Origin of the sequence: Yinghuangia aomiensis (genome assembly GCF_039542225.1) — a bacterium.
Taxonomy (GTDB): domain Bacteria; phylum Actinomycetota; class Actinomycetes; order Streptomycetales; family Streptomycetaceae; genus Yinghuangia; species Yinghuangia aomiensis.
Genome location: NZ_BAABHS010000023.1, coordinates 94,514 through 107,031 on the forward strand (window position 1 = coordinate 94,514; position 12,518 = coordinate 107,031).

Annotated in this window: 10 protein-coding genes; 7 read left to right on the forward strand and 3 right to left on the reverse strand. The window is 71.4% G+C overall.

Going from position 1 to position 12,518, the window contains the following annotated elements:
• Positions 1 to 5: 5 nt before the first annotated feature.
• Complete coding sequence (locus ABEA93_RS28385; protein WP_345678660.1) at positions 6 to 2,018, reverse strand: acetoacetate--CoA ligase; 2,013 nt, start codon at positions 2,016 to 2,018, stop codon at positions 6 to 8.
• A gap of 90 nt (positions 2,019 to 2,108) precedes the next feature.
• Between ABEA93_RS28385 and ABEA93_RS28390 the strand changes: the two genes are divergently transcribed.
• From ABEA93_RS28390 to ABEA93_RS28410, 5 genes are all read left to right on the forward strand, one after another.
• A complete protein-coding gene (locus ABEA93_RS28390; RefSeq protein WP_345678661.1) occupies positions 2,109 to 3,044 on the forward strand; it encodes an AurF N-oxygenase family protein in 936 nt (311 codons plus the stop codon).
• A gap of 163 nt (positions 3,045 to 3,207) precedes the next feature.
• Positions 3,208 to 3,651 carry a Zn-ribbon domain-containing OB-fold protein gene (locus ABEA93_RS28395; RefSeq protein ID WP_345678662.1) on the forward strand — a complete coding sequence of 148 codons (444 nt, stop codon included), beginning with the start codon at positions 3,208 to 3,210 and terminating at the stop codon, positions 3,649 to 3,651.
• Positions 3,645 to 4,838: a lipid-transfer protein gene (locus tag ABEA93_RS28400; RefSeq protein WP_345678698.1), complete on the forward strand. Its 1,194-nt coding sequence runs from the start codon at positions 3,645 to 3,647 to the stop codon at positions 4,836 to 4,838. The genes ABEA93_RS28395 and ABEA93_RS28400 overlap by 7 nt, the downstream gene beginning before the upstream one ends.
• A 127-nt stretch (positions 4,839 to 4,965) precedes the next feature.
• Positions 4,966 to 5,838, forward strand: a complete 873-nt coding sequence (locus ABEA93_RS28405; protein WP_345678663.1) for an amidohydrolase family protein — start codon at positions 4,966 to 4,968, stop codon at positions 5,836 to 5,838.
• A 142-nt stretch (positions 5,839 to 5,980) separates the two neighbouring features.
• The gene (locus ABEA93_RS28410; RefSeq protein ID WP_345678664.1) at positions 5,981 to 8,089 is read left to right on the forward strand and encodes an FGLLP motif-containing membrane protein; all 2,109 of its coding nucleotides are present in this window, start codon (positions 5,981 to 5,983) and stop codon (positions 8,087 to 8,089) included.
• Positions 8,090 to 8,103: 14 nt separating this feature from the next.
• On the opposite strand, the gene ABEA93_RS28415 is transcribed toward ABEA93_RS28410, so the two are convergent.
• Positions 8,104 to 8,910, reverse strand: a complete 807-nt coding sequence (locus ABEA93_RS28415) for a hypothetical protein (RefSeq protein WP_345678665.1) — start codon at positions 8,908 to 8,910, stop codon at positions 8,104 to 8,106.
• Positions 8,911 to 9,433: 523 nt separating this feature from the next.
• Entirely contained in the window at positions 9,434 to 10,399 is a 966-nt protein-coding gene (locus tag ABEA93_RS28420) for an LLM class F420-dependent oxidoreductase (RefSeq protein ID WP_345678666.1), read from the reverse strand.
• 221 nt (positions 10,400 to 10,620) lie between these two features.
• Between ABEA93_RS28420 and gad the strand changes: the two genes are divergently transcribed.
• Both gad and ABEA93_RS28430 read left to right on the forward strand, forming a co-directional pair.
• On the forward strand, positions 10,621 to 12,009 hold the full coding sequence (gene gad / locus ABEA93_RS28425) for a glutamate decarboxylase (RefSeq protein ID WP_345678667.1): 1,389 nt from the start codon (positions 10,621 to 10,623) through the stop codon (positions 12,007 to 12,009).
• A gap of 69 nt (positions 12,010 to 12,078) precedes the next feature.
• A complete protein-coding gene (locus ABEA93_RS28430) occupies positions 12,079 to 12,396 on the forward strand; it encodes a hypothetical protein (protein ID WP_345678668.1) in 318 nt (105 codons plus the stop codon).
• The last annotated feature ends 122 nt before the right edge of the window (positions 12,397 to 12,518 follow it).

Sequence of the window (12,518 nt, forward strand, 5' to 3'; positions counted from 1 at the left end):
CGCGTTTATTGCTGTTTCGTGTTCCGTTCGCGTCCCAGTCGCGCATAGAAACCGAGGATTTCCATGTCGTCCACCGAACCGGGGTTGACGGCGGTGTCCAGGCTTTTGCCTTGCAGGAGTTTCTTCACCGGGATTTCGATGCGCTTGCCGGTGAGGGTGTGCGGGACGCCGGGCGCTTCGAGGATCTCGTCGGGGACGTGCCGCGGCGAGACCTCGGTGCGGATGACCTGCTTGATGCGGTCGCGCAGCGCGTCGTCGAGGACGGCGCCGGGCGCGGGCACCACGAACAGCGGCATCCAGTAGCCGCCGTCGGGCTGCTCGATGCCGACCACGAGCGACTCGGCGACCTCCGGGATGCGTTCGACGGCCTCGTAGATGTCCGCGGAGCCCATCCGGACGCCCTGCCGGTTGAGCGTCGAGTCGGAGCGGCCGTGCACGACGACGGTGCCGCGGCCGGTGAGGGTGATCCAGTCGCCGTGCCGCCACACACCCGGGAAGGTGTCGAAGTAGGCGGCGCGGTAGCGCTCGTGGTCCGGGTCGTTCCAGAAGAACACCGGCATGGACGGCATGGGCTTGGTGATGACCAGTTCGCCGACCTCGTCCACGACCGGACGGCCCGCTTCGTCCCAGGCTTCGACGGCGCAGCCGAGCAGCCGGGCCTGGAGTTCGCCGCAGTACACCGGCAGCGTCGGGACGCCGCCGAGGAAGGCACTGCACACGTCGGTGCCGCCGCTGACGGACGCGAGCCACACGTCGGGGTGCGCGGCCTCGTACACCCAGCGGAAGCCGTCCGGCGGCAGCGGCGACCCGGTGGTGCCGAGCGCGCGGACCTTGGACAGGTCGTGGGTGTCGCGGGGGCGCAGGCCCTTCTTGCGGCAGGCCATGACGTAGGCGGCGCTGGTGCCGTAGACGGTGGTGCCGGTGCGTTCGGCGACGGTCCACTGCACGTCGGGGCCGGGGTGGCCGGGGCTGCCGTCGTACAGCACGATCGTCGCGCCCACGAGGAGGCCGCCGACCAGCAGGTTCCACATCATCCAGCCGGTGGACGTGAACCAGAAGAAGCGGTCGCCGGGCCCCAGGTCGAGGTGCAGGGCGTTGTGCTTGACGTGTTCGAGGAGGATGCCGCCGTGGCCCTGCACGATCGCCTTCGGCAGACCGGTCGTGCCGGACGAGTACAGGATCCACAGCGGGTGGTCGAATTCGACGGGTTCGAAGTCCTCGGGAATCCCGGCGTCCCCGGCGGCCGGCTCGGCGACCAGGTCGGCCCACGCCACCGCGTCGCCGTCCGCGGGAGTGCCGAGCAGCGGGACGTGCACGACGGTGCGGACCGTCGGCAGCTCCGCGATCAGCTCGGCGACCTCGGCGCGGCGGTCGATCTCCTTGCCCGCGTAGCGGTAGCCGTCCACGGTGACCAGCGCGACGGGTTCGATCTGCTGGAGCCGGTCCAGGACGCTGCGCGCCCCGAAGTCGGGCGCGCAGGACGACCACACCGCGCCGATGCTCGCGCAGGCCAGCAGCGCGACCACCGCCTCGGGGATGTTCGGCAGGTAGCCGGCCACCCGGTCGCCCGGTCCGATGCCGAGACCGCGCAGCCGGTGCGCGGCCGCGGCGACCTGCCGGCGCAGCTCGCCCCAGCTGATCTCGCGCGGCTCGAGGGACTCGTCGACGTGGACGATCGCGGTCTCGTCCGGGTGGGTCTCGGCGCGGCGCAGCGCATGGCGCGCGTAGTTGAGGCGGGCGCCGGGGAACCAGACGGCGCCCGGCATCCCGGGATCGGCGAGGACGCGGTTCGGCGGGCCGGTGAAGGCGATGTCGAAATAGGCGCAGACCGAGGCCCAGAAACCGTCCGGGTCGTCGACCGACCACTGCCACAGCGCCGCATAGCCCTCGTGGTCGCCCAGCCCCTGCTCGGCGCCGACGTAGGCGGCGAAGTCGGTGATCCGTGCGGCGGCGACCCGCTCCGCGGAGGGGCGCCAGAGGATCTCCGGGACGGCGGGCTGCTGAGCTGCGGAAGGCATGCGCACATGTTGACACGGGGCCACCCGACGAGGGATGTTACTTGCGGTAACACCCCACGACACGGCTTCACGACGAGGAGGGCCCGGGCCATGGCGGTTGCGTCTGGTGTCAAGGACCGCGAGGTGACCGCGGAGCGCCTGTTGGCCGCGTCCGCGAAGCACTCGTTCGACCCGCTCAAGGACATCGACTGGGCGGCCCCGCTGCTGCCCGACACCTACTTCATCGCCGAGGAACGCTGCACCCTCTACGGCACCCGCACCTGGGACCGGATGAGCGGCCGGCAGCGCATCGACCTGAGCCGCCACGAAGTGGCCAGTACCGCCAGCGTCGGCATCTGGTTCGAGGTCATCCTCATGCAGCTGCTGATCCGGCACGCGTACGACCAGGACATGACGAGCCGCCACGTCCAGTACGCGTTCACCGAGATCGCCGACGAATGCCGCCATTCGACGATGTTCGGCCGGATGATCGAGAAGTTCGAGGCACCCAACTACGGCCCCGGCAAGCACGCGCACGAACTGGGCCGGGTCATGAAGACCATCGGCTTCGGCATCCAGACGTTCGCCGCCGCACTCATCGCCGAGGAGATCCTCGACACCGCGCAGCGCGAAATGATGCAGGACGTGACGATCCAGCCGCTGGTCCGCGGCGTGGCACGGATCCACGTCATCGAGGAAGCCCGGCACGTCCGCTACGCCCGCGAAGAGGTCGTCCGCCGCGCGCCGCGCCTCAACCGCGCCGAGATGGCCTTCAGCCGCCTCGTCATCGCGCGCTCCGCACACGTCATCGCCCGGCACCTGATCCACCCCGGCGTCTACGCCGCGGTCGGCCTCGACCCGAAGCTCGCCCGCGCCGAAGCCCGCGCCAACCCCCACCACCACGAGACCCTCCGCGCCTGGGCGCGCCGCCTGGTCGCGTTCTTCGAGGAAAACGACCTGATGGCAGGCCCCGGACTGGCCCTGTGGCGGCGCAGCGGACTGGTCGCCCCGGACTACCGGCCGCCCGCGAAGGCACTCGCGGTGTGACGCGGTGTGAGCATTGCGACTGCCCACCTCCTTGCCCCGGGTAACTGACGTACCGTCAGAATAGGGGGACGGGGCCCGCCCGGCCCCGGACCGACCCCAAGGCGCCAGCCTCCACCGGAACCCTCCGGAGAGGACTGCACCCGACACGAAGGAGGCCCGGGCGATGAAGGACCACAAGCCCGTGGTCCCGGGCTGGTTCACCGCGGACGACGAGGACTTCCGCCTCCTCGGCACCCGGTGCACCGCCTGCGGGACCGTGTTCTTCCCCCGGCAGGACACGTTCTGCAAGAACCCCGCGTGCGCGGGCCGTGAATTCGAAGAGGTCAAGCTCTCCGGGCGCGGGACCGTGTGGTCGTACACCAACGCGGGATACCGCCCGCCGGCGCCGTACGTGTCGGACCCGGACACCGAATGGGTGCCGTTCACCATCGTCGCCGTCGAGCTGGCCGAAGAAGGCATGATCGTGCTCGGCCAGGCCGAGCCCGGCATCACCGTCGACGACCTGACCGTCGGCGCCGAGGTCGAGGTCGTCCCGGGCGTGCTCTACGAGACCGACGAGCACGTCTACACCACCTGGAAGTTCAAGCGGACGGGAGCGGCATCGTGAGCGACCGCGAAATCGTCGTCCTCGGCGCGGGCATGCACCCGTGGGGCAAGTGGGGCCGCAACTTCGTCGAATACGGCATCAAAGCGGCCCAGGACGCCCTCGCCGACGCCGGCCTCGACTGGCGCGACATCCAGTACGTCGCCGGCGCCGACACCATCCGCAACGGCTACCCCGGCTTCGTCGCGGGCGCCACCTTCGCGCAGGCCCTCGGCTGGACCGGCGCCCGGGTCAGCAGCTCCTACGCGGCCTGCGCCTCCGGCTCGCACGCCATCGCCAACGCCCGCGCGCAGATCCTCGCCGGCCTCGTCGACGTCGCCCTCGTGGTCGGCGCCGACGCCGCCCCCAAGGGCTTCTTCGCCCCCGTCGGCGGCGACCGCCCGGACGACCCGGACTGGGTCCGCTTCCACGTCCTCGGCGCCACCAACCCGACCTACTTCGGCCTCTACGCGCGCCGCCGCATCGACCTGTACGGCGCCACCGTCGAGGACTTCGCCCGCGTCAAGGTCAAGAACGCCAAGAACGGCCTCGCCAACCCGAACGCCCGCTACCGCAAGGCGTTCACCCTCGACGACGTCGCCGCGTCGCCGGTCGTCGCCGACCCGCTGCGCCTGATGGACATCTGCGCCACCTCCGACGGCGCCGCCGCGGTCGTGCTGTGCAGCAAGGAGTTCGCCGCCAAGCGCACCACCAAGCCGGTGCGCATCGCCGCGGTCTCCACGGTCACCCCGACCTTCCCCAGCGCCATCATCGAAATGCCGGACATCGCCACCGACTCGTCCGCCGCCGTCGCGCCGAACGACCTGTCGTTCCGCGCGTCGCTCGCGCAGGCCGCCTACGACGAGGCCGGCATCGGCCCCGAGGACCTGAGCCTGGCCGAGGTCTACGACCTCTCCACCGCCCTGGAACTCGACTGGATCGAAGACCTCCAGATCTGCGGCCGCGGCGAAGCGGAGAAGCTCCTCCGCGACGGCCAGACGGAGATCACCGGCCGCATCCCCGTCAACGCGTCCGGCGGCCTCGGCTCGTTCGGCGAAGCGGTCCCCGCGCAGGCCATCGCCCAGGTGTGCGAACTGACCTGGCAGCTGCGCGGCCAGGCGGGCGACCGCCAGGTCCCGGACGCCAAGGTCGGCATCACCGCCAACCAGGGCCTGTTCGGCCACGGGTCGTCCATCATCGTGACCCGGTAATACGCCTGTGCGCGGTGTCCCGGCGGCTCCCGCTGCCGGGACACCGGCATTTCCGCTCCCCTCTGCTCCCGCCTGCTCCCCTCTCCACTCCCGGGACCTCCGCAGGACTTCCAGGAAGGTGCGTCTCATGGTCTTTCCGGCCGGTGTCGGCGTCGTCGACACCCTCATGGGTCTCCCCAACAAGGACCGCCGCTGGTGGGCGACCGCCATGGCGGGCACGCTGCGCGACGAGGACTCCCGCAGCGGCATGACGCACCCCGCCGGCTACATGTTCAAAGACCTTCCGGACATGGAGCGCTCCGCCACCTCCGCGGACGACCTCGTCGCCGCCATGGACGCGTTCGGCGTCGACAAGGCCCTCATCCCCGTCTCCTTCGAGGACGAAGGCACCATCGCCGCGGTCAAGCAGTACCCCGACCGGCTGCTCGGCAGCTTCCAGGTCGACCCGTCGCAGGGCATCGTCGAGGGCGTCCGCGCGCTGCGCCGGGCCCACGAAGAGGCCGGCATCGTCGCGGCGTCGTTCTTCCCGTGCGGCTGCACTCCCCCGGTGCCGATCGACGACCGCGCCGCCTACCCGCTGTACGCGGCCTGCGTCGAACTCGGCCTGCCGGTCTTCGTCAACGCGGGCATCCCCGGCCCGCGCGTCCCCGCGACCGCGCAGGACGTCATGCGGTTCGACCAGGTCTGCTACGACTTCCCGGAACTGACCGTCGTCATGCGGCACGGCGGCGAACCCTGGTGCGACCTCGCGGTCAAGCTGATGCTCAAGTGGCCGGGCCTGCACTGGTCTTCGTCGGCGTTCGCACCGAAGCACTACCCGCGCGCGATCATCGACTACGCCAACACCCGCGGCGCCGACAAGATCCTGTACGCGGGCTACTTCCCGTACGGCCTCACCCTCGACCGGATCTTCTCGGAACTCCCGCACGTGCCGCTCAAGGCGGAGGTGTGGCCGAAGTTCCTGCGCGAGAACGCGCTGCGGGTGCTCGGCACCGCCTGACCGCCGAGGGTCGCAGAGAGGCGCCGCGGGCCCGCGAACTGATATACGAGAGACCGCTGATCGCCCGGCCGTGTGGAAGCACGGCCGGGCGTCGTGTGTCGGAAATCGGGGGCGGGTCGCTTTGGTGCTGCGCGGGGTTGTCGTGCGGTGGTGGGTACTGGCGGTGAGCGTGCTGTCGGCGGCAGGTGCGTTGTCGACTGCCGGAGCGGCGACGGCACCGCCGTCGTTGGACACCGCGGCGCGGATCACCGTCTCACCGCGACAGGCCGACGTCGGCACCACGTTGGAGATCCGCGGCACCGGCATGCGCGGCTGCCCGGACGGCAGCATCGACGTGTTCCTGCTGTGGCATCCCGACGGCGGCAACATGGGCGACTACCGGTACCTCCTCGCCGCCGGCCTCCCCATGAACGACGCCAACGGCCACAGCTTCACCCTGCGCCACAAGGTCACCGAACAAGAGGTGGACAGCAACCAGGTCCAGGCCGTGTGCCACGCCGCCGACCGGAAAGCCTCCGCCGGCGTCCCGGTCGTGGTCCCGGTGGAGATGACCGGCCGGTCCCAGGCGGCCGGACGCCCGTCCCGCGCACCCATCGCACCGCCCGCGAACCTCCCCGCGAACTCCGCGACCGCGGTGCCGTCGTCCGGACTGCCCGGGTCGACTTTCGTGGTGTGGATCAAGGCGTCGTGCCCGCGCGGCGACGACATGGCGTCGCTGCGGAACAGCATGTGGGCGGCGTGGGACGAGACGGACCTCCTTCCGGACGACGCACCCTCGACCGCGACCGGCACCGACGGCATCGACCGGGCCATCCGGCTCCAGGTCCCGGTCAGCGGCACGCGCGGCCCCCACAAGATCACGGTGCCGTGCGTCAGCGGCCACGACACCCGCGAGCTGACGACCACCTTCACCGTCACCCCCACCGAACTCGCCGTCACCCCGCGGAACCCCGCACCCGGCGGCCGGTTCCACGCCACCGGCAAGTACTTCACCGGCTGCGCCGATGCCGGTGCGGGACGCACCGGCGAGATCGCCCTGGCCCTCGGCTCCCGCGAGATCGGCCGCACCCAGGTCGCGGCGGACGGCAGCTTCGACGCCGACCTCCTCCTGCCCGCCGACGCCACCGGAAACGTCCCGCTCACCGCGGCCTGCACCATCGACCACTTCGACGGCACCGCACAAGCCGCGCTCACGCTCGCGTCGGCCGCCGCCCCCGCACCGGACACACCGCACAGCAAGGGCGCCCCACTCGCCCCCGGACGCTCCGCATCCGCCGCGCAACTCCCGCAGCCCGCCGACGTGTTCCACCACCCGGGCACGGTCGCCGCGGCCGCGGCCGGCTCGACGATCGCGATCGCGGTCGTCGGGGCGGGCGCGGAGATCGTGAACCGCACCATCGAGGAGCAGCGCCAACGGATCCGCCGGTTCTTCCGCCCGGGCGGCCGGGCGCCGCGCCGCCACCCGCGCTTCCCCAAGCTCCACGTCCTCGCCTTCGTCCTGCTGTCCTCCCTGTTCGCGCTCGTCGCCGACCCGGGGCTGGACTTCGACCGCGGGACGCTGACACTCGGACTGGCGATGGCGGTCGCGGTGCCGCTCGGCGTGCTGACGTACGCGGCGAGCGCGGAAGCATACCGGCGCCGGGTGAGCGGGATACCGTCGGTGCCGTCGCTGGTGTGGGGCGCGCTCGGCATCGCGGCGCTGCTCGCGGTGGTGTCCCGGCTCGCGGACCTGACACCGGGTTACGTCTTCGGACTGGTCCTGGCGTTCACCGCCCTCGGAGCACGGGCGCTGACCCCGGCGCAGGAAGGACGCGCGGTCGGGATCGGCGCGCTGCTCCTCGCGCTGCTGGCCGGCACGGCGTGGGTCGCACGGATCCCCGTGCACGCGGCGGCGGGCGACGCCGCCCACCCCGGGTTCTGGCTGGTCTTCGGCGAGGACGTCCTGACGCAGACGTTCGTCGGCGGCGTGGTGGCCCTGGTCTTCGGCCTACTGCCGATGCGGGGCCTGGACGGCGGTCTGCTGTGGAGCTGGAGCAAGACCGCATGGCTGGCGCTCTACGCCGCGGCGACGTTCCTGTTCGTCCTGGTCCTGACCGACCCGGCGGGCGTCGTCGACGGCACCACCACGGCCATGCTGGTCCGCACCGGCGTCATCTTCGGCGTCTTCTTCCTCGGCTCCCTGGCGTTCGCCGCCTGGTTCCGCCTCCGCCCGGACCCGTCCCGGCCGGTGGCACCGCCCCCGGCCGTCTAGGGAGCCCTCGTTGCCTACGGAACGGGCGCGCTGCCGCCGGTCCACTCGCAGAGCACGGTGAACAGGGCCGCGCCGGCGACCGCGGTGCGGACGCTGCGCAATCCGAGCGATCCGGCGAACACCCGCCGCGCCACGAACCACACGCCGACGAGGAGCAGCGGGACGTAGATCACCAGCGCGGCCAGCGCCAACCCCCATGGCGACACCGCGAGTCCGGCGATGGCAATCGGCCAGGCCGCGGTGGGGCGCGGGCGCGGCGTCTGCTGGACGACGTAGGCCAGGGCCGGAGCCAGCGCCCAATGCACCGGGACGGCAAATCCGCGCAACGCGCCGAAGACCAGCAGCAGGGCGCCGACCGGGGCTGCCCACACGGCTCCGGCGGGGATCTCGCGGTCGAAAATGCGGATCCGGTCGCCGTTGCCGTTGCCTTTGCCGTCGCCGTCGCCGTTTCCTCTGCTGTCGGCGGCGCTGTCGCGTCGCCACAGGAACCACGGCAGGGCGAGTCCGGGAGCCACTGCGCTGACCGGGCCCAAGAGCAATGCCACGTACGCGATGACGCCCACGCGGCGCGGCCGTACGCCGAGCACGGGTGCGCCGGCGACGGCGATCAGCGGCCAGGCGATGGCGAGGAGAAAGAGCACGTTGTTGCCGGCCACCGGGCGGAGCGCGCCGGCGAGGACGGCGGTGGCGAAGGCCATGCCGACCGCGGCCGCGGGGAGGCTCCCGGCGATTGCGGCGGCATCTCTTGCGGCGGTATCGGTCTCGGGCGGGCCATCGGTGTGCGGAGTCGGGTGCTCGGTCGTCGCGCCGGTTCTGGGCATGCCGCTCACTCCCCCTTCGTGAACGCGCCGGTTTTGGCGGCGGGCATCACCATTACAGCGTCCGGTCGTTGGGCCATGTGGCGCAGGGTGTGGGCCGGTTGGAGGAACTGCGGTCGCACACCTGTCTGACCGGGGCGGGATCGGGGGAGCCATGAGGCCGGTCGGTCCGGCGCCGGTCGGGGCGGGGGCCGGGGAAGAGACGGGGCAGGGATGGGGCAGGGCGAGTGGCGCGAGTGGTGAGCGGTGTCGTGGACGAGGCGCCGGGTGCTGCGACCGGACCGGCGGAGCCGGCGTGTTCGTCGCGGCTGTGCGGGGCGGCGACGCGGCCGGAGCGGCGGCCGGGGCATCCGCGGTGGCGGGTGACGGTGGCGGTGCTGCGGGAGTGTGCGGGTGGCGAAGGCAGCGTGCTGGTCGTGCCGTTCGGACCGCGGGGGTCGTCCGAGCAGGTACGGGGGCCGCAACGCGCGCAGGAATCGCCCGGCCTGCCGGGGTTGCGCGCGCCTGACGGCCTTCCCGTGCTCCCTCAGGGGGCCAGTGTCAAGGCCGCGTCCAGCGGGCCCGCGTCCGGGCGGGGGTCGATGACGGCCAGGACCGGGACGGTCACGCCCGCGTCCACGTAGGCCTGGATCTTGGCACGGCACACCTCCGGGCTGCCGTGCACGACCAGGTCGTCGACGAGTGCGTCCGGGACGAGTTCGAGGGCGCGTTTGCGGTCGCCCGCCGCCCACGCGTCCCACATCGGCTGCAGCAGCTCGCCGCGGCCCAGCCAGCGGTGGAACTCGGCGTACACCGGCACGTTGAGGTACGACGTGATCATCCGCCGCCCGATCGCCCGCACGAGCACCGGGTCGTCGATCGGGCAGACGAAGATCCGCGCGACGATCTCCTTGTCCGGACCGCCCTCGTGGACGTACGGCGCGACCTGGCGGACGTCCTCCGCGGACAGCCAGTTGACGATCGCCCCGTCGCCTTCCCGCCCGGCCAGCCGCAGCATGCCGGAACGCAGCGCGGCGACCAGGATCTTCGGCGGGGTCTGCGGCGGCCGGGTGAGACGGAAGCCGCGGACCTGGAACGTCTCGTACTTCTCGGTGACCTTCTCGCCGGTGAACGCGGCGCGCAGGAAGCGCACCGTGTCCCGGACCCGCTGGTACGGGCGGTCGAACTCGGCGTCGTTCCACGACTCGACGATCAGCTGCGACGCCGAGCCGATGCCGAGGTGGAAACGCCCGGGCGCGAGGTCGGCGAGGGCCGCGGCGCTCATCGCGAGCGTCGCCGGGCCGCGGGTGTAGGGGGACACGATCGCGGTGCCGAGCCGCACATCGGGGTCGGCGAGCGCGGCGACGGTGAGCGGGGTGAACCCGTCGAAGCCGTCGATCTCCGCGGACCAGATGTCGGTGTATCCGGCCGCGGCCAGTTCGGCGATCAGCCTCGGATGCTCGGCAAGGGGTGCGTTGAGCGGGACGGTGATGCCGTACCGGTGGGCGGTCATGCGCACTCCCTGGGCGTCGCTCGTTCGGCCGACCCACAAGTACCACAGCGGAGCGCGGATGTGATCGGCGGACCGGTCGGCATGTCGTCTCGATGACGACCGGTTTTGCGGCATATGTTCGGACTTCCGGGCGGATTCCGAACGGATTCCGGGTGGGTTCCGGGTGGGTTCCGGGGAGATTCCGGCCCGGTTCGGCGGCACGACGACTGCGGAGGCATGCGTTGGCACTCAAGCACCCCGGCGGCCCGACGGGTCCGGACCGCGATGTTCCGGTCAACCCGCTCTACACGCGCGACGACATCCAGATTCCGCGCCACCAGATGCCGGAAGGCGAGATCGAGCCGGACACCGCCTTCCAGATCGTGCACGACGAGCTGATGCTCGACGGCAACGCACGGCTCAACATGGCGACGTTCGTCACCACGTACATGGAGCCGCAGGCCGGCGCGCTGATGGCCGAGTGCCGCGACAAGAACATGATCGACAAGGACGAGTACCCGCAGACCGCGATCATGGAGCTGCGGTGCGTGTCGATCCTCGCCGACCTGTGGAGCGCACCGGACGCCGAACGCGCGATGGGGTGTTCGACGACCGGGTCCAGCGAGGCGTGCATGCTCGCCGGACTGGCGCTGAAGCGGCGGTGGCAGCAGCGGCGCAAGGCGGCGGGGCTGCCGTACGACAAGCCCAACCTCGTGATGGGCGTCAACGTCCAGGTGTGCTGGGAGAAGTTCGCCAACTACTTCGAGGTCGAGCCGCGGTATGTGCCGATGCAGGGCGACCGCTTCCACCTCGGCGCGCCGGAAGCCGTGGCGCTGTGCGACGAGAACACCATCGGCGTGGTGGCGATCCTCGGGTCCACGTTCGACGGGTCGTACGAGCCGGTCGAGGAGATCTGCGCCGCGCTGGACACACTGCACGCCGGCGGCGGGCCGGACGTCCCGGTGCACGTCGACGGCGCGTCGGGGGCGATGATCGCGCCGTTCCTCGACCCGGACCTGGTGTGGGACTTCCGCCTGCCGCGGGTCGCGTCGATCAACACGTCGGGGCACAAGTACGGGCTCGTCTACCCCGGCGTCGGCTGGGTGGTGTGGCGCGACGACGAGGCGCTGCCGAAGGAGCTGGTGTTCCGGGTCAACTACCTCGGCGGCGAGATGCCGACCTTCGCCCTGAACTTCTCCCGGCCGGGGGCGCAAGTCATCGCGCAGTACTACAACTTCCTGAGACTGGGGCGGGAGGGCTACCGGCGGGTGCAGCAGAACTGCCGGAATGTGGCGACGTATCTGTCGGCGCACATTGCCGAGCAGGGGCCGTTCGAGCTGCTGACCAAGGGCGACGAGCTGCCGGTGTTCGCTTTCAAGGTGCGGGCCGAGGAGACGCGGTTCAACGTGTTCGACGTGGCGCGCGGGCTGCGGGAGCGGGGCTGGCTGCTGCCGGCGTACACGTTCCCGGCGGAGCGGACGGACTTGGAGGTGATGCGGGTGGTGGTGCGGAACGGGTTCAGCCACGATCTTGCGGATGTGCTGCTGGAGGACCTGCGCAGACTGTGCGAACGGCTCAAGGAGCAGCCTCATCCGATGGCGGGACCGGCGGCGGGCGGGTTCCATCACTGAGGCGGATTTCGTCAGCGCGGTCGGGCTGGGACCTTGTCCACGCCGTCGTCGCTGGTTGATCATCCGGGCATGAGAACCGAAGTCCAGGCCTTCGTCGCCGACGGCCCGCTGCCCGATTGGGACGCGAGCGAGGACGAGATCGACCGCCGCTGCAGCCGGCTCGACTCCATCGCCAAGCCCGTCACCCGCGCGGAAGCCCTGGCCCTGGCAAACTGCTTCGGCCCCGATGACTGCTACGGCGTCGCCTGGCCCCTGCTCCATCTCATCGAGACCGGCCCGAACCCGGTCCTGACCACCAAGCCCGCACCCGACGACAACGAATGGCGCCACAGGCTCTGGAAGCGCGCCGTCAATGCCGGCCTCGTGCAGGACGACTCGACGCATTGACATCGTGAGGTGTCTCCGGCGTTACCCGTCCGCTTCCCACCGTGCTTCCTCCTCTGACGTCCCCCGCCCACGGTGGTTCCCTCCTCCAGCGCGTCACGCCTTCAGCGCCCCACTGCTGGTTG